The organism is Enterobacter cloacae complex sp. 277I4, assembly GCF_050031465.1.
In the GTDB taxonomy this organism is placed as follows: Bacteria; Pseudomonadota; Gammaproteobacteria; order Enterobacterales; family Enterobacteriaceae; genus Enterobacter; species Enterobacter cloacae.
On record NZ_JBLGWC010000002.1, the window covers coordinates 109,736 to 131,735 of the forward strand.

Below are 22,000 nucleotides of genomic sequence, written 5' to 3' on the forward strand. Positions count from 1 at the left end.
GTTTCGCTTGCCTTAAAGATATTTAGTTATCTCTTTAAATTCGCTAAGCGTCTTATCAGACTCCGTGTGGTCAGCATGAAGGGCATCCTCCAGGCAGTGATCCAGATGGTCATGAATTAAGGTACGCTTCGCATTCGTTATCGCCTTTTCCACAGCGTGCAGTTGCTGGGCGATATCCAGACATGCTTTCTCATCTTCGAGCATCTGGATGGTACTTTTCAGGTGCCCTGCGGCACGTTTAAGTCTTTTAATAATGTCAGGGTGTGATGCATGAACGGTCATGGTTTATCCTCTCCAGGTGGAAGGGATAAGATAATGTGTATCAACGCCATGGTCACACTTTTTATCGGCTTATCCTCTCCTGATACGTTGTCTTTTTTTGGGAAATTACTTCTCTTTCTTCGGCCAGGACGGATGTTCATCGTCAATGACGAAATCATGCTCATGGGTCGATTCGTTGTTTGTTTCCGGGTCTTTGTGGCTGTGAACCTGAGCGTACACTTCATGCTCAGGACGCCAGATAAGTACGGCGGTGACCAGCGACAATGTTGCCACAACAGTCAGGGCGATGAATGAAGCCTGTGTCCCCCATGCCGCACCAACCCATCCGGCCAGCGGATAAGTCACCAGCCAGCATGAATGTGACAGTGCAAACTGGGCGGCAAACAGCGCCGGTCTGTCTTCCGCTGTTGACGAACGGCGCAGCAGGCGACCACCCGGTGTCTGAGAAAGTGAATAGCCCACCCCCAGCAGTGCCCAGAGCACAACCAGCGTGATGTAATCCTTCAGGAAAATGCCTGACCCCAGGCCAATGACTAAAAGCGCCGTACCTGCAAGCATCGGCATACGGTCGCTCATGTTGTCGAGGAGTCTGGGGAGAACCAGGGCCGATACCATGGACCCCACGCCGAAGAAGGCCAGCGCAATAGCGGTAGACCGCTGTGAGAAACCAAAGTCCGCCTGAACCAGAACGACGGTGTTGACGATAACCATTGCACTCGCTGCCGCTACGGCCATGTTGAGTGCCAGCAGGCCGCGCAGTCTGGGCGTTTTCAGGAAGATGCGCATACCTCGTGTAGTTTTGTCATAGATGCTGCGTTTGACCGTTAACGCTTTCATCTTCGGCAGTGTCACGGAAACAACCAGAGCTGCTGAAGCAAGGAACCCGACTGCCGTACCGGCAAACAGGTTGTGGAAACTCATGACCGTCAGCAGTGCAGCCGCCAGCATAGGGCTGATGACGCTTTCAAGATCGTAGGCCAGACGTGACAGAGACAGCGCCCGGGTATATTCACGTTCGTCAGGAAGAATATCCGGGATAGTTGCCTGGAAAGTAGGCGTAAACGCCGCCGAGGCAGCCTGAAGAATGAAGATCAGGATGTAGATTTCCCATATCTGGGTGACAAAAGGCAGCGTGATAGCCACGAGAGCGCGAACCAGGTCCAGTGTTACCAGCATGGTGCGACGCGGGAATTTATCGGCAAAAGCCGCCGCCACGGGCGCAACAAGAATATAGGCGCTCATTTTGATAGCCAGCGCGGTACCCAGCACTGCCCCGGCTCTGTCACCTGCGAGATCGTAGGCCAGTAACCCTAACGCAACGGTCGCCAGACCGGTGCCAATAAGGGCGATAACCTGTGCCATAAACAGGTGGCGATAGGTACGATTAGAAAGAATGTTGAGCATCAGGAAATCTCTTGGTTTGAAATCACATCCCCCCCAGGGGGATATTCAAAGCATAGAGGGACCTGAAAAAAATGACAAGCTTTATCCGGGTGAGGAGGATACTGATTCGTCTGTTATCTTGGATGTTAAATAAAAAAGCTTCAGGTATCCCAGCGTTATACCTGAAGCAGCATAAAAAGTGTCGAAGGTGTTATCGCCGCTTCCCTGCGCAGCCCCTCCTGACGAGAAGGGAATTAACTCAGTTGTCCCAGACAGGTTTTCAGGCTCAACCGGGTGGCTTCAATATCACTATGGATAATGGTGCACCAGTCATCACGGTTAGCCCGAATGACCTCCAGCCAGTTATTCAGTGCCTGATTAAACGCCATGGTTTTCTCGCGCTGCGGCCAGCTCATCTGGTTAGTGCTGTAAATGTCCTGCCCTGGCTGCGGCATTAGTACGGTTTGCTGCGTCGACATCCGGGAAGTCACCGGCCAGGTATCAGAGTTGCCATCCCAGGAAGGCATCACCGGGAAACCCGCTCCGCGCAAGGCCATATCCCAGGTGGCATCAAACAGGTATGTTTTGCCCTGTAGCTCAAAAGCCACAGTGTCATGAAATCCCTGTGTTTGCGGCAAAATTGCCAGAATATCCGCAGGTACAGGCAAATCAGCCCAGTCAAACCGCACCAGCTTTCGCTTTGCCGTAATGCCACCATCGGTCAGCAGTCGTTCGGCAGCAGCGGCTTTATGACGGCAGTCGCCAAAGCCCTGCTGAAACAGACTCATGCTTTCGCCATTCCATGCACCGAGCTGATAGGGTATCCGCCTGACCAGCTCAAAAATGGCTCTTCGCAGTTCAGTTGAGCCAGGTTTAAGCCCGAGCGACTGCAAAACCCAGCCCGGCGTTATCGCCTCTTGTTGATTGCGGCGGGTGTTTATTTTTTGCCATGTTTCACTGACTTTTTCAGCCAGAGAGGCTGCCAGGGTTTCCCCCGGCAGTAATGTTGTCATCAGCAACGCTCCTGTGGTGGTGAGAAAATGTCTGCGCGTCAACATATCGGGCGTTACACCTCTACGTTGCGACGAAGCGCCGACATAACCAGTGATTCACAGACCACTTCTTCATCCTCTGCCCGCTTTACGCCGGGGAAGACCATCTGACTTACCGGGGACGAACGAAGCCGGTGATAACGGGCAATCGCGCCATTCATTCCTCCCATTTGCTTACGTCTGACCAGCCGCAGTCCGTGCTCCCAGGCGACTTCATCCATCGCGCTCGCCAGAACAGGGTCATGGTTGAAGATCAGGACGCCATCCTCTTTCAGCAGGCGTGCAGCGCTGCGAAGGAAAGCCGTGTAATCCTGTTCGAAATAGGCCGCTGCCTGGGAGTAGATAATATCGACCTCACCTGCCTGAACACCTCTGTTTTCCAGCGCTCCCAGCCCGGCTGCTGTCACGTAAGGATGCTCAGTCACGCCTTTTGGCAGCGATGCATGCCACGGTGTGAGATTAGTGAAGTGCAGGAATACGCTTTCCCCAAGTTGCTCCCTGAACTCCCCGGAAAGCCCGGAAATCGTCGCCTGATGGCCGGCACATTCCTCAGCGCGAAAACCCGCCCAGGCGGCACCAATTTCCAGGAAGGTGACTTTCCCGTTTTTGTGGTGAATGTTTTTCGCATAGTGGGCGATGTCGAACCCAATTTCTCGCGCCAGGCGAAATGAACCGCCGCTGGATGTCCAGGGGCCATCAAAGCCAAAGGCAAGGATCGCTTTGAGCATCGAGCCCGTTTCCTGATGCATCATTTTCAGGAACGGAATGACTTTACGCCGTGAAGGAACCGGGACATTCGGACGCATTTTTTTGGCCTGAAGGTCGCGATTAACGCCCATGCAGAGCGTCTGCCAGTGCAGGGGATCAACACGATAATTGAGTGCAGTGAAATTACGCGCAATCTCTCGACGCGCCTGGATAGAGTCTTTATACATAGCCTCTCCGCTAAATCTGAAGTTGATTAAAGCCGGGCAGCAAAAACTGCCGGTAACAGCGATCAGATCTGGCGGATGCTGGGAGGACGGTAAATGATGTCCGTGGCCTTAACCGGGCTACGAAGATCGGCAAGCGGCAACCATCTGTCTGTTACAGGAGAGAGGGAAATCTCTACAGAGGGCGGCTGCTCAGGGGTTTCATGGAAATGGTCTGTCTGATGATGGCCTGCGTGGCCAGACTGAGGGATATCCGAATCGTGAGAGTGATCCTGCATTGACATGGTGACTTCTGCGTCATGCAGATTCATCTCGTAGCCTGTCAGGCCGTTTGTACCGTGCGACGCAAACGTCACCATCGACGACATCATCATGCCAATGGCCATGATGACGATCATCAGAACATAACGGGGCGAACGTTTAAACATCGGGTACATCGCTGATTGCTTTCCTCAATAGACAATGACAACGGTATAAAAAGATTAGCATCCCCCCGGGGAGGATGTAAGGGCTGGAATGTAAAGTCTTGTATTGGCGATATGAATAAAAAGGCCCGCATAATGCATCAGCGACCGGGGCGACCAGAATATAAGCAAGCATCTTCATTGCCAGCGCCGTTCCCGACTCCCCCTGCCCTGTCGCCCGCCAGCAGGCCCAGTGCAACGGTAGCAAGACCGGTACCGATAAGAGCAATTATGAGCACCATAAAAAGATAGCGATATGTACGGTTAGAAAGACTGAAAATATGTAGCAATCTCTACCATATGTATTAATCTCTACACTATGAAACTACATATCCTTATTCTGACACTGCCCACTGAGCAGGCCACATTACGTATGCGTGTCTGGCGGGCATTAAAAAATACCGGTGCCGCCATGCTGCGCGACGGCGTTTATCTGTTGCCTGAAGCGCAACAGAGCCATGAGATTTTTAACGAGATGAGTCGTGAAATCAGCGGTGAGGGAGGAACGGCCTTTGTTTTTGACGCAGAGACTTCCGACGAAGAGAAAATTCGCCCGTTATTCGATCGCTCTCAGCAGTACCTGATCCTGATGGAGAGCCTTCAGGTTTGTAAAAACGACCTTAATGAGGAAACCGCGGTCAGCCAACTGAAGATGGTAAGAAAACTTCGTCGCGAGCTGGATCGGATTGTGGCGATTGATTTCTTTCCTGGTGAAGCGCAGGCGCAGGCCATTTTTGCCTTGTCAGAACTGGAAGCTGGCATTAACAGGTTCATCTCTCCCGGAGAGCCTCATGCCGTCAGTGGCTTGCTGACACGGCTGAAGCCTGAGGATTTTCATAACAGGATCTGGGCTACGCGTCGCCGGCCATGGATTGACAGGCTTGCCAGCGCCTGGCTTATACGGCGTTTTATCGACCAGGATGCGCAGTTTCTCTGGCTTAAGGATGGCAACGATTGCCCGGAAGAGGCGGTGGGGTTTGATTTTGATGGCGCGACCTTCAGCCACATCGACAATCGTGTGACCTTTGAAGTGCTGATGGTCCGCTTCGGGCTGACGGGGGATGCCCTGAATGGTCTGGGGATGCTTGTGCATTACCTTGATGTTGGCGGGGTTCAGCCCCCCGAAGCCGCTGGCGTTGAAAGTGTACTGGCAGGATTGCGTGAAAGCATTACGGATGATGACACATTACTCACAGCGGCCTGTTCGCTGTTTGACGGTCTGTTAACGACGTTTGAAATGAGGTCCGGCCATGATGAACAAAACGGAGTTGCTGACGCTGGCAGAGGAAAACGTTAAGCCCAAGCCGGTCCCCCTGAAGGAGGCGTTCTGGTTCTGGATGAAGCTGGGTTTTATCAGCTTTGGCGGTCCTGCCGGACAGATTGCGATCATGCATCAGGAACTGGTCGAGAACCGGCGCTGGATTTCCGAGTCCCGTTTTCTCCACGCACTCAATTTCTGTATGGTGCTGCCCGGTCCGGAAGCTCAGCAACTTGCCACCTACATTGGCTGGCTGATGCACAGGACCTTGGGCGGAGTGATAGCGGGTTTGTTATTTATCCTTCCCTCACTTTTTATTCTTATCGCGTTGTCGTGGATCTATATCGCCTGGGGAGACGTTGCCATTATTGCCGGTATCTTTTACGGCATTAAACCCGCCGTGGCGGCAATCGTGCTGCAGGCGGCGCATCGCATCGGCTCCCGTGCGCTGAAACACGGTGCCCACTGGGCCATAGCTGCTGCGGCTTTTGTGGCCGTTTTCGCCCTGAACGTTCCTTTTCCCGTCATCGTTATTTCAGCAGCGATAACTGGCTTTATCGGCGGACGCATCGCGCCGGAAAAATTTCACAGCGGCAGCGGGCATAACAAACAGGAGAAAGCCGCCGTTGATGCTGCGGTTATTGACGATCATACGCCCGTACCGGCGCATGCCCTGTTCAGCTGGGCGAAACTGTTAAGGATTGTGGCAGCGGGTGCACTGCTCTGGCTTATTCCCATGACGGTGCTGACGCTGGGGCTGGGCTGGGCGCATCCGGTGACGCAGATGGGCTGGTTCTTTACCAAGGCTGCGCTCCTTACCTTCGGTGGGGCCTACGCCGTCCTGCCATACGTTTATCAGGGTGCTGTCGTCAATTTTGGCTGGCTGACTGCCGGGCAGATGATGGACGGGCTGGCGCTGGGAGAAACCACGCCCGGCCCGCTGATTATGGTGGTCACGTTTGTCGGATTTGTGGGCGGGTATACCCATGCCGTTTTTGGCGCGGATATGCTGTTTGTCGGCGGCGCCGTTGCCGCCTGCATGGTGACCTGGTTTACCTTTCTCCCGTCCTTCATTTTCGTGCTGGCAGGCGGGCCGTTTATCGAAACGACCCACAACAAGGCGGGTTTCACGGCACCTTTAACCGCCATCACAGCGGCCGTAGTGGGCGTCATTGTTAATCTGGGGCTGTTTTTTATCTGGCATACCGTATGGCCGGAAGGCGCAAAGGGAGGGATCGATATCCCTGCCGCCCTGATTGCCGTCGCCGCTGCGTTTGCGCTTTTCAGATTAAAATGGAAGGTTACGCACGTTATTGCCATGGCGGCTCTCGCCGGGCTGATACTCCGCCTGACCGGGCTGTCAGCTGTGTGAAAAGGGGCAGGTTATCCTGCCCCTGATTTATCAGATAACCCGTTTGATGTTCAGGTAGTCGCCGGTTGTATCAAGCTGGATCGTGATGGTCTCAGAACCACGATTTCGCCAGAACCAGCCATGTTTACCCTCGAACGCGGCCTGTAAAACGCCGTCTCCGGATGTGATCTGCCGGGCTTTACCATAGCCATGGTAGAAGCCTTTCGGGGCGTTGACCGGATCGCCGTGCGCATCCACGTTTACCGGTCCGGAACTTGTCCACTGATAGGTCACGCGGGCATCTTTGCGCATTTCCAGTTTAACTTCAGCAGCTTCGTTAGGCTTCAGGGTGATGAGCATCTGATGACGTTGCGAGCCAGCCGATGGTACTTCCGGCGCGCGCGTGGTCGCCGGAACGCTCAGCTCCGGGTAGGTGTTCTGCGTTATTGCCGGAGGATTATCCGGGATCGGTCGCTCATTAACTGGCGCAGCCAGCTGTCCTTGCTGAACAGCGCTGGCCTGATTATCGGCATCAGCTTCTTCGGCAAGCTGCGTTTTGATTTCTCCCATCTGCTTAAGCCCCAGTAAACGACCCACGCCAGTAGGATCAATGCCGTATTCCGAAGGCATGACGACGGTGATCAGCAGCGTCAGCGCCACGATGGCGGCGAGGATAGTGGACTGCATCAGTTTGATGGCAGAAGGTAATTCTGCGCGTGTTGGTAAATCAGTGTTGTACATTGTTTTGTCTCCCTCAGGCTAAAATGTAGCCACAAAGCTGGTAACTCATTAACAGAAATCCCGCGCTCATCATCACCACATTGGCGGTATAAGCGTGTCGGAAAAAGCTCGCCGTTTGCCGCCAGTAGCTCATAACGATCAGGATGGCGCTCAGCGCGAGCAGCTGGCCGATCTCAACGCCAATGTTGAAGGCAATCAGGTTGACAAACAGGCCATCGGGAGAGATTTCGAATTCCTGGATTTTGGTTGCCAGACCAAAACCGTGGAAGAATCCAAAGATGAGCGTCGCAAGCTTCGTGTTGGGCTGAACGCCAAACCAGCGCTGGAATGCCCCGAGGTTATCAAGCGCTTTATAGACCACGGACAGCCCGATAATGGCGTCAATAAGGTAAGCACTGACGCTGATATCAAAGAAGGTGCCGATGAGCAGCGTCGTTGAATGCCCGATAGCGAACAGGCTAACGTACAGCCCGATATCACGCATTTTGTAGAGAAAGAAAATCACCCCGAACAGAAACAGCAGATGATCGTAACCGGTCACCATGTGCTTCGCGCCAAGGTAGATAAACGGGATGATGTTCACCCCGGTGATTTCCTGGATGTACCCTTTGTCGCCTTCCGCCACGCCGTGCGCATACGCGCCCTGGCTGTAGAAAAGCAGTAACAACAGGAAAAACAGACAAGCCGAACGCGCCTGAGCTGAAAGCAGGCGAGCGCTCAACCGGCCCTGTGTATCAAGGCTGGTATACATAAAAATCCTTACATGTTGAATAATAACGAATTAGCAGAAGTTATTACGCAGACAGGATTCTCGGAGGGCGTTCGGGGGTGGACTGCGGCATTTGCAGTATTTGTTCTGAACTCAACGCATATATCACCCGCATGCCCGGATTCCATGCGTGCAGAGTAGGCAGAGCAAAGAGTTTATTCAGATCGTGGGAATGATCGGCATTGAGGTGATGCACGCTACCGTGGGAGTGAAACAACAATGGATCGTGCTCATTCAGTGGTTCATCGCTGTCGTGTTGATGGTCACTGATGGACGTTGTTTCCTGAACGCTGTATGCAGCCTGTGGCTTTGCCATAAACGAACTGCTCAGCACGGCAACAGCCATGATGATAAGCACGATTCTGGAAATGACTTCACGGCTGATAAACACAGTTAACGGCATCCTGATGATACAAAGTAACAACGTGCGTAATGTATCCGCTATGCTGGCTTGATTTCAATAGTTGTTTTGAGTTTGGTTTTGTCTGAAATGTTCAACAAATCCTGCCGTCCACTTCTGGCACAAAGCGGACAGTGATCACCGTTCTTACGACTACTTTCTGACTTACTTCGTGACTTGCCCTAAGCATGTTGTAGTGCGATACTTGTAATGACATTTGTAATTACAAGGGGTGTAAGACATGGGTAGCATTAACCTACGTATTGACGATGAACTTAAAGCGCGTTCTTACGCCGCGCTTGAAAAAATGGGCGTAACTCCTTCTGAAGCGCTTCGTCTCATGCTCGAGTATATCGCTGACAATGAACGCTTGCCGTTCAAACAGACACTCCTGAGTGATGAAGATGCTGAACTTGTGGAGATAGTGAAAGAACGACTTTGTAATCCTAAGCCAGTACGTGTGACGCTGGATGAACTCTGATGGCGTATTTTCTGGATTTTGACGAGCGGGCACTAAAGGAATGGCGAAAGCTGGGCTCGACGGTACGTGAACAGTTGAAAAAGAAGCTGGTTGAAGTACTTGAGTCACCCCGGATTGAAGCAAACAAGCTCCGTGGTATGCCTGATTGTTACAAGATTAAGCTCCGGTCTTCAGGCTATCGCCTTGTATACCAGGTTATAGACGAGAAAGTTGTCGTTTTCGTGATTTCTGTTGGGAAAAGAGAACGCTCGGAAGTATATAGCGAGGCGGTCAAACGCATTCTCTGAACCAAAGCATGACATCTCTGTTTCGCACCGATGGTGACACTTCTGCTTTGCGTTGACAGGAGATGTATGGGTCCACCACATATTGCAATTTTTACTCTCACGTAAAATATAGTCCACTGGCGTCATCAGTTCGAGTGATTTATGTGGCCTTTTGCTGTTATACAGCACCAGATATTCAGCCATTCTTTGATTAAACAAATTCAGGTCCTCAAAAAGCAACAATTCATTGAATTCAATAAATTGTTCTCTAAGTGTCCGGTTAAATCGCTCACAGGTCGCATTCATTTTCGGTGTGTACGGATAGGTCCAGATGTGTTTAATCGAGGCTTCCTGTAGCGTTTTATCAAAGTTACCGAGGAACTCCTTACCGTTGTCAGTGACAACTTGTCTGATAGCGACAGGAAAGAGCTTTGTGGCCTTGCTGAAGAAATGGCTGGTAATATCGCTGTTGAGTGAAGGGACCGCAAGGGCCAGCGCATAGTCGCTGTGCTCGTCGATCATGGTAATGATATAGCGGCGTAGGTCCCCCATCCTGAGTTCAATCGCGTCCATCCCTATGAGTTCGCCTGTTTTTACCGGGCGGTATTGTTTTGGTCTTCTGGGCTTCACTGAGCGTTTTTTTATCAACCGGGCTTTGCCCCTGGCGCTGAGGCGTACGGGGATCATCCGCATTTTATCGTGAGCACCAGCAATGATTCTTCCAATGGTTGACGTGCTGGGACAGGTAAAATGCCGCGCTTCACACCATGGTTTCAGCCTGACAAAAATCTGCTCTTTGCCGAGATTGGGTAACTCAGTTCTCAGACGCCTGATCTCCTTGAGTACATCAGGATGCCAGTGCCTTGAACGGCGAACCAGAGGGGCTTTGCTTCTTGGAATTAGTGCTTCTGGACCACCGGTGCGCAGTAACCGGCGCCACCAGTAGAGTGTTCGCGTTGATACGTCTAAAGCATCAGCTGCGGCACGGATCCCGTGCTTATCCCAGAAGTTCAGAGCCTTCATTCTTAACTTCGCAATCTCGGGCATAAGAGAGTGTTTCATCGCATAAGCAGTTGCTCGGTAATACCCAAAATAGCCGACACCGATATGCTGCATCAACATCTGGCAATCCCTCCTTTAGTGTTCTGAGGCAATTGCAATATCTGTGTGAACTTACACAGGAGAAGAAGGCCATGAAACTGCCGCGAAACACCCTGCTCTGGTGCGTATTAATAGTGTGTCTCACACTGCTGATATTCACTTACCTGACACGGAAATCGCTTTGCGAAATCCGGTACAGGGACACGGACAGGGAGGTGGCAGCTTTTATGGCTTACGAATCCGCTAAGTAGCTAACCCCGGCGGGGGGAAACCCCCGCCATTCAGGGGCTGAGATTGTGTGGACATGCCTGAAGCGCCTTTATGAAGGGGTTGCCGGTTCGCCGGTAGCCCCTTTTTCCTTCCCGACGCGACCGCACGCCTGAACCTCCGGGAAGGGCTGTTCCCCTGCGGGGAACGGGGGAAGGGGGACGCGCCTTCGGCGCTGCCCCTCTGCTCCCTCTGCCTGATCCTCCCCCCTGCCTGTCCTGCCTGATTTTGTTGAATTCGAAACTCTGTGAGCTACCTGCTCATACCGGGCTTCAGCCTGGTGTGCCCGATGTTCTTTATCCCGGGCGTCATATCCGGCGTCCTGCCGGTTAACTTTCGCATCTGCAGCTCCGTGGCTATAACCCGAAAACAGGGCAGGGCGATGGCCCCCTTCGGCTCCCGGCCCGCGTGGCGGTCCGGTCGTCGAGCCCCACTCCGCCAGGTCGGCTGCTGACGCACCCGCCGGGCTCCGCCGAACCCGCAAGCGGTTTCGGGCTGACGCTAGGGTCTGATGGCTGAGGTCAACCCCCTGGCTTGCACCGGCCGGAGGCCGGGCCGCCCTGAGCGCGCCGGCGGAGCCGTCGCTTTAAGGCCGCCACGCCGTTCCGACGTGTCGGGTGCGTGCATCCTGTTCACCCGGTGAGGCCATCCCCCGTGCGTCCTCACGCGGAGGGCTGCTTGTAGCACCGTCGGGTCGTCATCCAAGGGGTGAAATGCACTCCGCCAAAACTTTTTGCGTGCCGCAAAAACTTTTGTCTCCGCCCCTTTCCTTCCGCCCTTCGCCGTTGCTCCTTTTGCCCTTTGCCGCGAGAGAACTCACCAGGGAGATGGACAACCATCACCACAGGAGAAAACCAGGATGCACACACAAAACGTCAACGTCAAAACCGCCGCTCCCGAATCTTCCAGGAAGATAGGGGGAAAAACCGTGTCGTACACGATCCTCGTCGCTGAGCAGAAAAAAAACTCAGCGGAGGAACCTGATGTTCTGGAGTTCAGCAGCCTGACTGAGCTGAAGAAACTGCGCAGACGCTGCCCCGAAACGATGCGCTGCACCTATTTCTACGCCCTCAGCAGCGGCGTCGATAAACAGTTCCGCCATATCCATGTGGCTGAAGCTGACCACTTCAAACAGTTTGTGCGCCTGATCGCGCGTGCAGGTATCGACATTTAAACACGGTTCACCCCGTGCGGCAGCCGCCGCACGGAACCTCATAAGACAGGAGCCAGAAATATGAACGTTAACACCCCGGCCGCTGCACCAATGGCCTTTTTCGTTCCGTCCCATAACGCCGTTTATGACCGCGCAACCCAGCTGGAAGGGCAGTGGGTGACTCAGCGTGAAGCGATAACGCTGGAATCCCTGCGCCGTCTCTATCCGGATGCGGAGCTGATCCCCGCGACTCTGGTTCAGGAAAAGCAGAATGACGGCTATCGCCGTCCCTGGGTGGAAATCACCGGGGCCCGGTACATCGACCAGCTGGAAACGCTGCCGCCAGTGGACTGGTGCAGAGGGTATGGCGGGGAGTCGTTCAAATCGATGGAGTTTACGGGCGGGGATGTGACCGCAATTTTCGTCCGGTACGGCGCGCGTTTCTTTGAGTGCCATGACCTGCACACCCGCCATCACCGGGAGCTGATTGGCGACGTGATCGCCCGTTTCTGTCTCGATGCGCCGCTGAATTCCGCGCATTAAAAAAGCAGGGTTGCCCCTGCTTTCTCAACGCCGGGTAGCCGCAGCAACGGTGAACCGGCAATCACAACCAAAGTAAGGAGATTGATCGTGAAATTTGACCCGCAAACTGTCGCACAGGCGAAGGCATTTGTAAATGCCCTCCGCGCCGGAAAACGCGCTCGCGTACCCGCGCTGCGCTTCTCACAGTGGCAGCCGTTCCTGTCCGTGGTAAATGCCGAAACGGGCTACGCCACCGATGCTGACTGTGGTCTGGCTGTCAGCGTCTACCCGGCGCTTGGACTGGCTTAACAGGAGACGGCCGCCTGCGGGCGGCCGGTAAGGAGAAACCATGTCACAACTGAGTTTTGAATCCCTGTTCCTGGCAGACCAGGCTGATCTGCAGCCGCGGGCTTCCGCACCGGCCCGGATGCTGTCGCCAGCTGAGGCGCGTAAACAGTTCGCCAGTGTGTTCCGGCAAACGGCGAAAAATATGCGCCGTTCCGAAGTGTTCAGTGACTTCATCACCCTGGCAGCCAGCGAGCTGGATCTGGCCCGTATTCGTTCGCCGGAGAACATCGAAAACAGCCGTCGCATCTGCGCACGGTATCAGCCGGACGATTTAGACGCCATGAAGCAGCTGTTCTGCCTGTTGGTGGAGGGGCTGGCGGGTGACATTCATGATTTCCTCGGCGCTCTGTATATGGAGCAGGAGCTGGGCGCGGACGAAATGGGGCAGTATTTCTCTCCGTCCTGCATCTCCCGTCTGATGGCCGGACTACTCATGCCCGGCGCTCAGGAGACGATAAAGCGTGAGGGGTGGATGACGCTCGATGAGCCAGCCTGCGGCAGCGCCGGTATGGTCATTGCCTTTGCATACTGGATGGCTGAAGCGGGATATAACCCGTCTGAACAGCTATATGCCACCTGCACCGACATCGATCCAATGGTGGCTGATATGGCCTTTATCCAGCTGGCTCTGCTGGGTATTCCCGCGAAAGTCGTGACCGGTAATACGCTGACCCTGAAAGCGAACCGCGTGCGTTACACCCCCGTGTATTACTTCAATGACTGGCAGGGCCGTCTGGCATTTCGCAGTCGTCTGGATGCAATGAAGAACTTTCTGGCCACCGTGGCCGCCTGACTGACAGAGCGGCAGGGCAGACCTGCCGCAGGGAGATAAAAATGACTGAACGCTGTTCCGGCGACCGTGCTGGAGACCATGGCAGAATGCCTCAACGGCCAGCCTGAACCGCTAAAAATCCGCAACAACGACGATCACGCTGCACTGGCTGCAGATGTGCTCTGGCAGTTTGCCCGAAAAACCGGGCTGAACAGGGAAAGCGAGAGCGTGCAAACGGCACTGTTGCAAAGTTAGCGATGAGGCAGCCTTTTGTCTTATTCAAAGGCCTTACATTTCAAAAACTCTGCTTACCAGGCGCATTTCGCCCAGGGGATCACCATAATAAAATGCTGAGGCCTGGCCTTTGCGTAGTGCACGCATCACCTCAATACCTTTGATGGTGGCGTAAGCCGTCTTCATGGATTTAAATCCCAGCGTGGCGCCGATTATCCGTTTCAGTTTGCCATGATCGCATTCAATCACGTTGTTCCGGTACTTAATCTGTCGGTGTTCAACGTCAGACGGGCACCGGCCTTCGCGTTTGAGCAGAGCAAGCGCGCGACCATAGGCGGGCGCTTTATCCGTGTTGATGAATCGCGGGATCTGCCACTTCTTCACGTTGTTGAGGATTTTACCCAGAAACCGGTATGCAGCTTTGCTGTTACGACGGGAGGAGAGATAAAAATCGACAGTGCGGCCCCGGCTGTCGACGGCCCGGTACAGATACGCCCAGCGGCCATTGACCTTCACGTAGGTTTCATCCATGTGCCACGGGCAAAGATCGGAAGGGTTACGCCAGTACCAGCGCAGCCGTTTTTCCATTTCAGGCGCATAACGCTGAACCCAGCGGTAAATCGTGGAGTGATCGACATTCACTCCGCGTTCAGCCAGCATCTCCTGCAGCTCACGGTAACTGATGCCGTATTTGCAGTACCAGCGTACGGCCCACAGAATGATGTCACGCTGAAAATGCCGGCCTTTGAATGGGTTCATGTGCAGCTCCATCAGCAAAAGGGGATGATAAGTTTATCACCACCGACTATTTGCAACAGTGCCAAAAATACCCTCAGCAATTAGTGTACTGAGGGTATTGTTAACCATCCGTAGGATCGTTCAACTGATCAATGCCTTAACTGATCGGTGTTATCCCGATTGGGAGGCTTTACAAAATAGCTCATTTTTATCTTACGCTTGCGCTTTCTTAGGCAAAGAAAAGTGCAGTAAGGCATAGCCAAGTAATGCTGCTGTCGTAGAACCCATTAAGATACCGAGTCGAGCATAGGTATCAAATTCAGGACTTACATTTCCGAACGCTAAAGAGGAAATGAAGATAGACATTGTAAAGCCAATACCACACAACACAGATACCGCAAAGATATGCTTGAAGTTAACGCCTTCAGGTAACTTAGCAACGCCCATTTTTACCGCTGCCCAGCTAAAGGTAAAGATACCTAGAGGCTTACCAACCAGTAGACCCAAAGCAATACCGAGTGGCAGCATTGAAGTTAGACCTGACATCGATACGCCTTCTAACGAAATCCCCGCATTGGCAAATGCGAATAGAGGCAGAATACCAAATGCCACGTATGGGTGAAGCGCGTGCTCCATATGTTTAAGTGGAGAATGTTCGCCCTGCTTTCCCTTTAGTGGGATAGCAAAACCAATCACTACACCTGCCAATGTTGCGTGAACACCAGATTTAAGCACCGCGAACCATAAGATCGCACCGACGATCATGTATGGCGTAAGTTTTGTTACTTCCTTCGCATTCAACATGAATAGGACACCAGTCATGATGAAGCCAACAAGCAACGCCATGGTCGACAGGTCACCGGTGTAAAATAGCGCGATAATAACAACTACACCTAAATCATCGATGATAGCAACCGCCAGCAAGAACACTTTTAGGCTTACTGGTACACGCTTACCTAATAACGCCATGATACCTAAAGCAAAAGCGATATCTGTCGCCGCTGGAATTGCCCAACCAGAAATCGCCTCAGGATCGTTGGCATTAAAGGCTACGTAAATAAGAGCAGGAGTTAATATACCGCCAACCGCTGCAATCGCAGGGAAAATTGCGGTTTCTTTTGATTTTAACGCACCTTCAAGCAGCTCTCGCTTAACTTCAAGGCCAATGAGTAAGAAGAAAACAGCCATTAGGCCGTCATTAATCCAGTGAGAAACTGACATACCAAATACATAAGTATGCAGTACAGATTGATAAGTTTCGCCCAGCGGTGAGTTAGCAATGGTCATCGCAATTGCCGCGGCAATCACGAGAAGAATACCACCAGCTGATTCCATTTTGAAAAAGTCACGAATGACATCGTTCATGGTTTCGTCCTTATATTTATTATCTTAATAAACGATTAACAAAGAATGATAAGAGTGTATAGCGGTCGAAAACTTTAGAATAATTGAATCGCCACGGATAATCTAGACACTTCCGAGCCGTTGATTGGACTGACCCCACGCCCGTAGACAAATTCTGTCCTCACGACGAGGCCTGTTCGAAGGCCTCCGGACTGACGCCGCCGAGGTGACTGTGGCGCCGGGCCCGGTTGTAGAACACTTCAATGTAATCGAAGATATCCGCCCGGGCTAGATCCCGGGTTTTGTATATTCTCTTCCTGATGCGCTCTTTTTTCAGTGAACTGAAGAACGATTCGGCCACCGCATTATCCCAGCAGTTGCCACGCCGGCTCATGCTCGGGACCAGGTTATTAGCCCGGCAGAAGGGTGATGCTGCCAACTTACTGATTTAGTGTATGATGGTGTTTTTGAGGTGCTCCAGTGGCTTCTGTTTCTATCAGCTGTCCCTCCTGTTCAGCTACTGACGGGGTGGTGCGTAACGGCAAAAGCACCGCCGGACATCAGCGCTATCTCTGCTCTCACTGCCGTAAAACATGGCAACTGCAGTTCACTTACACCGCTTCTCAACCCGGTACGCACCAGAAAATCATTGATATGGCCATGAATGGCGTTGGATGCCGGGCAACCGCCCGCATTATGGGCGTTGGCCTCAACACGATTTTCCGCCATTTAAAAAACTCAGGCCGCAGTCGGTAACCTCGCGCATACAGCCGGGCAGTGACGTCATCGTCTGCGCGGAAATGGACGAACAGTGGGGATACGTCGGGGCTAAATCGCGCCAGCGCTGGCTGTTTTACGCGTATGACAGGCTCCGGAAGACGGTTGTGGCGCACGTATTCGGTGAACGCACTATGGCGACGCTGGGGCGTCTTATGAGCCTGCTGTCACCCTTTGACGTGGTGATATGGATGACGGATGGCTGGCCGCTGTATGAATCCCGCCTGAAGGGAAAGCTGCACGTAATCAGCAAGCGATATACGCAGCGAATTGAGCGGCATAACCTGAATCTGAGGCAGCACCTGGCACGGCTGGGACGGAAGTCGCTGTCGTTCTCAAAATCGGTGGAGCTGCATGACAAAGTCATCGGGCATTATCTGAACATAAAACACTATCAATAAGTTGGAGTTATTACCGCCAACCTGAACGGATGGTTCCACCGCAAAGGCGGGCAGGGCGGCTGTCGTAAATGCTGCGGCCAGAAGCCAGGTTGCTAAGTTTTTCATTACAGGCTCCCGTTCACACACTGCATTTTATATTCAGGGTCAAAATAAATTTCTTTGATTTTCCGCTTTTCCATATGCACCACAACGTCAATGGTGGAGTAGAGCATTCGCATAATATCGCTCATATCGAGCATACGGCCGATAGGGGTCGCCTTGATAAGCAGCCCAATACGGTTAAAGGCATCGCGCGCAGAGTTAGCGTGCGTTGACATAACACCGCCTGGATGGCCGGTATTAAGTGCTTTAAGATAATCCCACGCAGCATCATCCCTAAGCTCAGTCATGATGATACGGCCCGGTGTCAGACGCATACAGGCTCGCAGGGCATCAGTGGCGCTGACGCGGCCGATCTTTCCTGCATCGCCGTACATCATATAAACGGCTTCTACAACGTGATCGACCGTGACTTCGTGAACGTCCTCTAAAATAATTACACGCTCGTCTTTATGTAGCGATTTTAACAGCGCGCGCGTGAGTACCGTTTTCCCCGACCCGGTTTCACCGCAGATCACGATAGTGCGTTTCTTCTCAACGGCGGTTTGCAGGAATGCGGGCCATTTTTCGCTGCTGTGCAGCTCTTTAAGGAAAAAATCATCATCCGTTAGGCTTTGCTTGCTGCCGGTAATCTTCCGGCAGTCACTGAAAATCCCCTCGCGGGTCAGCTGCTCCAGATTTTTATCGGCCGCCAAATCCTTACGAAACGCTACGGCCGTTGTACCGTCAATCACCGCAGGGGGCAGACAGATAACGCCCCTGATCCCGCCAGGCAGGATCACGTCATTAATGGCCTGCATGGTCAGCTTGTTGCTGCTCACCAACGATTTAGCAAGGTTCCTAATAAAATCTGCCGTAATTGCCGCGTTCTGCACAACCCTGCGGCCGCTGAACGTATCACAGATAACTTCCTGAAAGCAGTTAATGCGAATTTCAAAAACAGTAGGATCTTCTAAATACTCGCGCAGTGGGCCAAGTTGATAGAAAGCTGCATCAGTCATGATTACTCCTGAAGAAAAGCGGGCGCTAAGCGCCCACTTTTTTAGTTGTCTGCGAGCGTATAAACGCCGCTGAAATCGAGGTCGCGGGCAACAAAAATGCTCACCGCATCACCCTGCTGATCGTAGAGGGTAGGGGGGATAGACATGTAAGAGCGGAGTGCTTCAGACGCCAGCTGCTCACCGCTGTTTTCTGTACTGTTGTACTGAATGTTATTACTCTGCGTCTGGTTAACCAGCGCCGTTAAGGTGTCAGAGAACAACGAAATCATGATCGCACCACGCAGACGCTCCCACATATGGGTATCCACCTGGCCCGGAATCCCCGCGCTGCCGAGTGAGTTCGTTCCGGCACTGTCAATATTAACGATTGTTCCGTCCTGGTCATTGCGGATACGCTCCCAGAGAACAAACACGCGCGCCTGGCCGTCTTTGATACCACCGGTAATCTGCCCGTCAACCCATGAGCCTTTATCAATCAGCCTAACGAGTCCATCAGCTGAGTAAACGTCCTGTGAAACCCGGCAGGAAACCTGACCCGGAACAGTGGTATCCAGCTCGGTGCCGGTACCACAGGGGATCATTTTGCCTTTCGGAACAGTCAGGCTGGGATTAGCCATGACTCCAGCGCGGCTAGCCTTCAGCCTTGCAGGAGTCAGGTTTTTAGCGAGTGCTGAACTACCTTCGCTTGTTTCGTTGTCCTGGGGCTGCACTCCGGGACTATTGCTTGTAGCCGCCTGATTAGTCTGGGCCAGCTCGCCGCCCAGACGACGCTGCATAGCCAGTTCTTCAGGCGAAGGTTCTTTACGCTTATTAGAGGTACGCGCGCCGGTATTGCTGCTGCCCGCATCTGCATCTGCCTGTGCGGCAGCCTGCACAGCACGGGCATCAGTGGCGCTATTCTGCGCAGTTGCAGGTTTATTAACATCAGGATCGCTGTTAAAGCTGTAGTTTGGCAGTGTATTGGCCTGTTGCGCTTTACCACCGTCTTTATCAGCTTCAGCTTTAGCCGGGGCGCGAATTTTACCCATGACCGTAATCCCGATGAATACCAAAGCAAGCAGCGCCATCAGTATGACAAAGGCTTTCATACCAGGAGCCGAACGGCGGTTACTGCCATTAAATCCGCCACGCTCGCTTTCAAATTCACCGTCTCCGGTGTTTTCATCGAGTTCCTGATCTACATCGACACTTTTACGGGCCATCAGTTATCCTCCCCAATTTGAACCCTGCGCACATCCGGGGAAGCCGTACCGGTTGCTACCGCACCGGCGCCCGGCGCGAAATTATTATTACGAACGCCAACGACTTTATCGCCCAGACGAATACGCCACTCTTTAGCGACGGTTTCCACCTCGATGATGTTGCGGTTCTCACCCACAACATGAGAGTTAGGCAGCGTTTCTTTGCCACTGGCCGAGATCATGTAGACCTGCGGTAACTCCGCATTGGCCGGAAACTCAAACCGGGTAAAGCGGTAGTTATCCCAGACGTGAACCGGCTGGATGCTGCGCATTTCAGGCTGTTCGCTCATTACGTACTGATAGTTCTTCGCCCCCGCAAAAGCCGTCTGCTTCAGCTTCTGCGTAATGCGTTTTTTATCAGCCGCGCTTTTGGCTTTTTCCTGCTGCTCAAACGGATATTCATAGGTCAGCTGAAGAACGGCCTGGCGCACAGCCCACGGCGTTTCAATAAAGGATTTTGATACCGTACCGTCTGCATTTTTCTTCGTTTCTTCACCGATGAAATGGAGGACGATGTTATAGGTGCGCTTATCGGTGACGATCACCAGGTTGGTATCACTCATGGCCTGTTTCGGCTTCACAAAAAAATGGTTCATTTTGTGCGCAAACGTCCAGCTTTCAGAATCGCCAAAAGCATGAGTGATATAGGTTTCGTCAGGCGCGACAACAATGTGGGTAGCCACACCGGCGATAGCGTCAATTTTGACCACATTAACAGGGTTATAAACAACGCTTTTAATGCGATAGTCATAAGGAGAATTGCGGCCAACCTCAAGCGCCATAACGTTAGTGGCCGCGCCTCCCAGGACTGACAAAACGACTGCTGAAAGAAGTAGTTTTTTCATGGGGCAGCCCTCAGTTAACTTCCGGGTTGACGCGATAACTCGTCACGCGGAAACCCAGCGGGTTGACATAACGCTGCTCAGCATTCATCGCCAGCGATTTATATTCATACCCCATAATGGCAATCCAGCGCTGCGGCTGATCATCAACGGGATTGCTGCGCACGCGGCGAACCGTATTAAAGCGTATCGTTGCTACGCCGTGCGGTTTATCGAGGATCACAGAGTTAATCTTCACGCGGGTCGTTTCACTGTCGCCCAGAACCTTATCAAGACCGTTGCGGCCCTTGAACTTGCTCTGGTAAGACTCTGCCACGTTCGGCGTGGACATTAAGCCAACGGCCGTATAGTCGACCTGAACTGAATAGAAGTCATAGCTCTCACGGTGAATGACATATTGTGTCAGCCAGAACTTATCAATTTCGTCACCATAAGAGGTCTGGTCGCGGGTCAGCTTGACCTGCTGTACTTCGTGAGTGGCCTCGTTGAGCGTTAGCAGATGTGCGGGGATTGGCTGGCTGTACTTATGCACCACGTAACCAACTAAAGAGAGTGCAAAAACAGTTACCACCGCTGAACCGGTGGCAACCATCCAGGCGGTACGCCGGGACTTCAGCACTTCATCCATCAGATCAACTTCAAGCCCTTTACGGCTTTCGTTGAACTCTTTAATGGCTTCACGTGTAAGCCCTGTTTTTTTATTAGCTTTCATTTGCACCACCTTGCGTATCAACCGGGATTGTTTTGTTTACTGGAACGGTGTTGCTCCAGTCCGGCTCCGGTGGCGGTTTATGCCCGCTGGAACAGGCGCTAATGGGGTTTGAAGGCCAATGGAACGAAAACGTACGTTAAGAATGTAATTTATTGATATTCATAAAAATAAAAAAAGGATCGCTGATTGATCCTTTTGTTTTGCTATTTGAATTTCGATAAACATTAACCACGAGAATGCAGTAGCTCGGCTATCTCATGAGCAATTTCATCGATTGTATGAGTTGCAGTACTACGAGCAACTTTGTCTGCTAATGATGGACTAAAATCGACAACTTCTTGTTTTGTAATATTATGCCATATGGGAAGCAATATTTGCTCACCAGAAATAGCACGAGTGACGATTCCATCAAGTTCATAATTTGTCCAACCTTTGCTTATAAACGCCGGAGACAAAACTACTAACCCAACACGACTGTTTGCTAAACCTTTGTCTATTTTTTGTCTCAGGCTGTCACCAATTCTTAACGTCATTTCGTCATACCATACATTAAGGCCGTGACTGATTAATGAGTTTGCCAGAGAGCGAACAAAATCATCTTTATCCTCTGAGGCATGCGAAATAAATACGTCATGTATCTCGTTGCTCTGTGCTGTTGACGGTGGTCTGTTATCTCTTACCAGACTAGGAACTTCGCTTAACGGCCTATCCTGAATTTCAGGAAGAACCCCTGGAAGAACGCGAACAGAAGCCCTGGTACTCCCCCTTAATCCCTGCATATCTACAGCAATATGCCAATGGCCTGATGAAGGGATCTGTAACCTTATGGGGGAGCGCTTTGCTAACCCACCAATGTAGGAATGTCGTCGGCCATTCTTATAACTACTGAAGTTAGAACTATCCATTAGTCTAACATTTGCACCACTGGTAAGGGTGATTTCAACAATCTCCCCTCTTTTTCTTTGACCAAGATCATTATGGATGAATTGCATGTAAGTCTGCTCTCTTCATTTGAATTGGAAGAATGTAGCCACTTCCTGATTATACTGTATCCAGTGGTTGAGAGTAT

The 22,000-nt window shown here is 52.2% G+C and carries 27 protein-coding genes and 3 pseudogenes; 11 read left to right on the forward strand and 19 right to left on the reverse strand.

Features of this window, described 5'->3' with window-relative positions; genetic code table 11:
- Nucleotides 1-12: 12 nt before the first annotated feature.
- The 5 genes from ACQG19_RS25525 to ACQG19_RS25545 form a co-directional block, all read right to left on the reverse strand.
- The gene (locus tag ACQG19_RS25525; protein ID WP_004196355.1) at nt 13-282 is read right to left on the reverse strand and encodes a nickel-sensing transcriptional repressor NcrB; all 270 of its coding nucleotides are present in this window, start codon (nt 280-282) and stop codon (nt 13-15) included.
- A 105-nt stretch (nt 283-387) separates the two neighbouring features.
- Complete coding sequence (nirA, locus tag ACQG19_RS25530; RefSeq protein WP_004196314.1) at nt 388-1,686, reverse strand: MFS transporter; 1,299 nt, start codon at nt 1,684-1,686, stop codon at nt 388-390.
- A 233-nt stretch (nt 1,687-1,919) separates the two neighbouring features.
- On the reverse strand, nt 1,920-2,678 hold the full coding sequence (locus ACQG19_RS25535; protein WP_004196325.1) for a hypothetical protein: 759 nt from the start codon (nt 2,676-2,678) through the stop codon (nt 1,920-1,922).
- A 53-nt stretch (nt 2,679-2,731) separates the two neighbouring features.
- Nucleotides 2,732-3,652 carry a methyltransferase domain-containing protein gene (locus tag ACQG19_RS25540; protein WP_004196315.1) on the reverse strand — a complete coding sequence of 307 codons (921 nt, stop codon included), beginning with the start codon at nt 3,650-3,652 and terminating at the stop codon, nt 2,732-2,734.
- Nucleotides 3,653-3,714: 62 nt separating this feature from the next.
- A complete protein-coding gene (locus ACQG19_RS25545; protein ID WP_004196359.1) occupies nt 3,715-4,086 on the reverse strand; it encodes a hypothetical protein in 372 nt (123 codons plus the stop codon).
- Between the two features lie 346 nt (nt 4,087-4,432).
- Between ACQG19_RS25545 and ACQG19_RS25550 the strand changes: the two genes are divergently transcribed.
- A complete protein-coding gene (locus ACQG19_RS25550) occupies nt 4,433-5,410 on the forward strand; it encodes a chromate resistance protein ChrB domain-containing protein (protein ID WP_004196334.1) in 978 nt (325 codons plus the stop codon).
- Complete coding sequence (gene chrA / locus ACQG19_RS25555; protein ID WP_004196363.1) at nt 5,367-6,743, forward strand: chromate efflux transporter; 1,377 nt, start codon at nt 5,367-5,369, stop codon at nt 6,741-6,743. Before ACQG19_RS25550 ends, chrA begins: the two co-directional genes overlap by 44 nt.
- A gap of 30 nt (nt 6,744-6,773) precedes the next feature.
- Here chrA and ACQG19_RS25560 read toward each other — a convergent pair whose 3' ends face one another.
- The 4 genes and pseudogenes from ACQG19_RS25560 to ydfV form a co-directional block, all read right to left on the reverse strand.
- Complete coding sequence (locus ACQG19_RS25560) at nt 6,774-7,463, reverse strand: hypothetical protein (RefSeq protein WP_004196322.1); 690 nt, start codon at nt 7,461-7,463, stop codon at nt 6,774-6,776.
- Nucleotides 7,464-7,476: 13 nt separating this feature from the next.
- Nucleotides 7,477-8,214 carry a HupE/UreJ family protein gene (locus ACQG19_RS25565; protein WP_008460272.1) on the reverse strand — a complete coding sequence of 246 codons (738 nt, stop codon included), beginning with the start codon at nt 8,212-8,214 and terminating at the stop codon, nt 7,477-7,479.
- A 43-nt stretch (nt 8,215-8,257) separates the two neighbouring features.
- Complete coding sequence (locus tag ACQG19_RS25570) at nt 8,258-8,623, reverse strand: hypothetical protein (RefSeq protein ID WP_009651956.1); 366 nt, start codon at nt 8,621-8,623, stop codon at nt 8,258-8,260.
- Nucleotides 8,624-8,750: 127 nt separating this feature from the next.
- Nucleotides 8,751-8,849: pseudogene (gene ydfV / locus ACQG19_RS25575) on the reverse strand (protein YdfV); the annotation flags it as partial.
- Nucleotides 8,850-8,873: 24 nt separating this feature from the next.
- Here ydfV and relB point away from each other — a divergent pair.
- Both relB and relE read left to right on the forward strand, forming a co-directional pair.
- Complete coding sequence (gene relB, locus ACQG19_RS25580; protein ID WP_004196370.1) at nt 8,874-9,113, forward strand: type II toxin-antitoxin system antitoxin RelB; 240 nt, start codon at nt 8,874-8,876, stop codon at nt 9,111-9,113.
- Nucleotides 9,113-9,400 (forward strand): type II toxin-antitoxin system mRNA interferase RelE, encoded by a 288-nt coding sequence (gene relE / locus ACQG19_RS25585; RefSeq protein WP_000323025.1) that lies wholly within the window; start codon nt 9,113-9,115, stop codon nt 9,398-9,400. The genes relB and relE overlap by 1 nt, the downstream gene beginning before the upstream one ends.
- Nucleotides 9,401-9,466: 66 nt before the next feature.
- On the opposite strand, the pseudogene ACQG19_RS25590 reads toward relE, so the two are convergent.
- Nucleotides 9,467-10,501 (reverse strand): annotated as a pseudogene (locus tag ACQG19_RS25590) (IS481 family transposase); the annotation flags it as partial.
- 71 nt (nt 10,502-10,572) lie between these two features.
- On the opposite strand from ACQG19_RS25590, the gene ACQG19_RS25595 reads away from it, so the two are divergent.
- The 6 genes from ACQG19_RS25595 (at nt 10,573) to ACQG19_RS25620 (ending at nt 13,797) form a co-directional block, all read left to right on the forward strand.
- Nucleotides 10,573-10,731 (forward strand): type I toxin-antitoxin system Hok family toxin, encoded by a 159-nt coding sequence (locus ACQG19_RS25595; RefSeq protein ID WP_013087178.1) that lies wholly within the window; start codon nt 10,573-10,575, stop codon nt 10,729-10,731.
- An 875-nt stretch (nt 10,732-11,606) separates the two neighbouring features.
- On the forward strand, nt 11,607-11,921 hold the full coding sequence (locus tag ACQG19_RS25600) for a hypothetical protein (RefSeq protein ID WP_047345097.1): 315 nt from the start codon (nt 11,607-11,609) through the stop codon (nt 11,919-11,921).
- A 60-nt stretch (nt 11,922-11,981) separates the two neighbouring features.
- Nucleotides 11,982-12,443, forward strand: coding sequence for a hypothetical protein (locus ACQG19_RS25605; RefSeq protein WP_013087181.1), 462 nt, complete (start codon nt 11,982-11,984; stop codon nt 12,441-12,443).
- A gap of 87 nt (nt 12,444-12,530) precedes the next feature.
- A complete protein-coding gene (locus ACQG19_RS25610) occupies nt 12,531-12,731 on the forward strand; it encodes a hypothetical protein (protein WP_013087182.1) in 201 nt (66 codons plus the stop codon).
- A 40-nt stretch (nt 12,732-12,771) separates the two neighbouring features.
- Nucleotides 12,772-13,563, forward strand: a complete 792-nt coding sequence (locus ACQG19_RS25615; RefSeq protein WP_013087183.1) for an N-6 DNA methylase — start codon at nt 12,772-12,774, stop codon at nt 13,561-13,563.
- A gap of 78 nt (nt 13,564-13,641) precedes the next feature.
- Nucleotides 13,642-13,797, forward strand: coding sequence for a hypothetical protein (locus ACQG19_RS25620; RefSeq protein ID WP_350389357.1), 156 nt, complete (start codon nt 13,642-13,644; stop codon nt 13,795-13,797).
- Between the two features lie 33 nt (nt 13,798-13,830).
- Here the strand turns inward: ACQG19_RS25620 and ACQG19_RS25625 are convergent, their stop codons facing one another.
- The 3 genes and pseudogenes from ACQG19_RS25625 to ACQG19_RS25635 form a co-directional block, all read right to left on the reverse strand.
- Nucleotides 13,831-14,535, reverse strand: coding sequence for an IS6-like element IS26 family transposase (locus ACQG19_RS25625; protein ID WP_001067855.1), 705 nt, complete (start codon nt 14,533-14,535; stop codon nt 13,831-13,833).
- 192 nt (nt 14,536-14,727) lie between these two features.
- Complete coding sequence (gene nhaA / locus ACQG19_RS25630; protein ID WP_001000602.1) at nt 14,728-15,879, reverse strand: Na+/H+ antiporter NhaA; 1,152 nt, start codon at nt 15,877-15,879, stop codon at nt 14,728-14,730.
- A 160-nt stretch (nt 15,880-16,039) separates the two neighbouring features.
- Nucleotides 16,040-16,282, reverse strand: a pseudogene (locus tag ACQG19_RS25635) (IS3 family transposase); the annotation flags it as partial.
- A 56-nt stretch (nt 16,283-16,338) separates the two neighbouring features.
- On the opposite strand from ACQG19_RS25635, the gene ACQG19_RS25640 reads away from it, so the two are divergent.
- A protein-coding gene (locus tag ACQG19_RS25640) for an IS1-like element IS1B family transposase (protein ID WP_095033700.1) occupies nt 16,339-17,036 on the forward strand; the annotation gives its coding sequence in 2 pieces (ribosomal slippage) (nt 16,339-16,588 and nt 16,588-17,036; 699 coding nt in all).
- Between the two features lie 104 nt (nt 17,037-17,140).
- Here ACQG19_RS25640 and ACQG19_RS25645 read toward each other — a convergent pair.
- From ACQG19_RS25645 to ACQG19_RS25670, 6 genes are all read right to left on the reverse strand, one after another.
- Nucleotides 17,141-18,136: an ATPase, T2SS/T4P/T4SS family gene (locus tag ACQG19_RS25645; RefSeq protein ID WP_012561144.1), complete on the reverse strand. Its 996-nt coding sequence runs from the start codon at nt 18,134-18,136 to the stop codon at nt 17,141-17,143.
- Nucleotides 18,137-18,177: 41 nt separating this feature from the next.
- Entirely contained in the window at nt 18,178-19,338 is a 1,161-nt protein-coding gene (gene virB10, locus ACQG19_RS25650; RefSeq protein WP_012561145.1) for a type IV secretion system protein VirB10, read from the reverse strand.
- Nucleotides 19,338-20,222, reverse strand: a complete 885-nt coding sequence (locus tag ACQG19_RS25655) for a TrbG/VirB9 family P-type conjugative transfer protein (protein WP_000735066.1) — start codon at nt 20,220-20,222, stop codon at nt 19,338-19,340. Before ACQG19_RS25655 ends, virB10 begins: the two co-directional genes overlap by 1 nt.
- A gap of 10 nt (nt 20,223-20,232) precedes the next feature.
- A complete protein-coding gene (locus ACQG19_RS25660; protein WP_058654144.1) occupies nt 20,233-20,931 on the reverse strand; it encodes a virB8 family protein in 699 nt (232 codons plus the stop codon).
- Nucleotides 20,921-21,034 (reverse strand): conjugal transfer protein TraN, encoded by a 114-nt coding sequence (locus tag ACQG19_RS25665; protein WP_072205861.1) that lies wholly within the window; start codon nt 21,032-21,034, stop codon nt 20,921-20,923. Before ACQG19_RS25665 ends, ACQG19_RS25660 begins: the two co-directional genes overlap by 11 nt.
- A 121-nt stretch (nt 21,035-21,155) precedes the next feature.
- Nucleotides 21,156-21,923: a DUF1883 domain-containing protein gene (locus ACQG19_RS25670; protein ID WP_001159650.1), complete on the reverse strand. Its 768-nt coding sequence runs from the start codon at nt 21,921-21,923 to the stop codon at nt 21,156-21,158.
- Nucleotides 21,924-22,000: the final 77 nt, after the last annotated feature.

What these genes read in the sequence shown, in the direction of transcription:
- ACQG19_RS25525 (WP_004196355.1), bottom strand. Translation starts at nt 282, where the DNA reads ATGACCGTTCATGCATCACACCCTGACATTATTAAAAGACTTAAACGT.
- nirA (WP_004196314.1), bottom strand. Translation starts at nt 1,686, where the DNA reads ATGCTCAACATTCTTTCTAATCGTACCTATCGCCACCTGTTTATGGCA.
- ACQG19_RS25535 (WP_004196325.1), bottom strand. Translation starts at nt 2,678, where the DNA reads ATGACAACATTACTGCCGGGGGAAACCCTGGCAGCCTCTCTGGCTGAA.
- ACQG19_RS25540 (WP_004196315.1), bottom strand. Translation starts at nt 3,652, where the DNA reads ATGTATAAAGACTCTATCCAGGCGCGTCGAGAGATTGCGCGTAATTTC.
- ACQG19_RS25545 (WP_004196359.1), bottom strand. Translation starts at nt 4,086, where the DNA reads ATGTACCCGATGTTTAAACGTTCGCCCCGTTATGTTCTGATGATCGTC.
- ACQG19_RS25550 (WP_004196334.1), top strand. Translation starts at nt 4,433, where the DNA reads ATGAAACTACATATCCTTATTCTGACACTGCCCACTGAGCAGGCCACA.
- chrA (WP_004196363.1), top strand. Translation starts at nt 5,367, where the DNA reads ATGAACAAAACGGAGTTGCTGACGCTGGCAGAGGAAAACGTTAAGCCC.
- ACQG19_RS25560 (WP_004196322.1), bottom strand. Translation starts at nt 7,463, where the DNA reads ATGTACAACACTGATTTACCAACACGCGCAGAATTACCTTCTGCCATC.
- ACQG19_RS25565 (WP_008460272.1), bottom strand. Translation starts at nt 8,214, where the DNA reads ATGTATACCAGCCTTGATACACAGGGCCGGTTGAGCGCTCGCCTGCTT.
- relB (WP_004196370.1), top strand. Translation starts at nt 8,874, where the DNA reads ATGGGTAGCATTAACCTACGTATTGACGATGAACTTAAAGCGCGTTCT.
- relE (WP_000323025.1), top strand. Translation starts at nt 9,113, where the DNA reads ATGGCGTATTTTCTGGATTTTGACGAGCGGGCACTAAAGGAATGGCGA.
- ACQG19_RS25595 (WP_013087178.1), top strand. Translation starts at nt 10,573, where the DNA reads ATGAAACTGCCGCGAAACACCCTGCTCTGGTGCGTATTAATAGTGTGT.
- ACQG19_RS25600 (WP_047345097.1), top strand. Translation starts at nt 11,607, where the DNA reads ATGCACACACAAAACGTCAACGTCAAAACCGCCGCTCCCGAATCTTCC.
- ACQG19_RS25605 (WP_013087181.1), top strand. Translation starts at nt 11,982, where the DNA reads ATGAACGTTAACACCCCGGCCGCTGCACCAATGGCCTTTTTCGTTCCG.
- ACQG19_RS25615 (WP_013087183.1), top strand. Translation starts at nt 12,772, where the DNA reads ATGTCACAACTGAGTTTTGAATCCCTGTTCCTGGCAGACCAGGCTGAT.
- ACQG19_RS25620 (WP_350389357.1), top strand. Translation starts at nt 13,642, where the DNA reads ATGGCAGAATGCCTCAACGGCCAGCCTGAACCGCTAAAAATCCGCAAC.
- ACQG19_RS25625 (WP_001067855.1), bottom strand. Translation starts at nt 14,535, where the DNA reads ATGAACCCATTCAAAGGCCGGCATTTTCAGCGTGACATCATTCTGTGG.
- nhaA (WP_001000602.1), bottom strand. Translation starts at nt 15,879, where the DNA reads ATGAACGATGTCATTCGTGACTTTTTCAAAATGGAATCAGCTGGTGGT.
- ACQG19_RS25645 (WP_012561144.1), bottom strand. Translation starts at nt 18,136, where the DNA reads ATGACTGATGCAGCTTTCTATCAACTTGGCCCACTGCGCGAGTATTTA.
- virB10 (WP_012561145.1), bottom strand. Translation starts at nt 19,338, where the DNA reads ATGGCCCGTAAAAGTGTCGATGTAGATCAGGAACTCGATGAAAACACC.
- ACQG19_RS25655 (WP_000735066.1), bottom strand. Translation starts at nt 20,222, where the DNA reads ATGAAAAAACTACTTCTTTCAGCAGTCGTTTTGTCAGTCCTGGGAGGC.
- ACQG19_RS25660 (WP_058654144.1), bottom strand. Translation starts at nt 20,931, where the DNA reads ATGAAAGCTAATAAAAAAACAGGGCTTACACGTGAAGCCATTAAAGAG.
- ACQG19_RS25670 (WP_001159650.1), bottom strand. Translation starts at nt 21,923, where the DNA reads ATGCAATTCATCCATAATGATCTTGGTCAAAGAAAAAGAGGGGAGATT.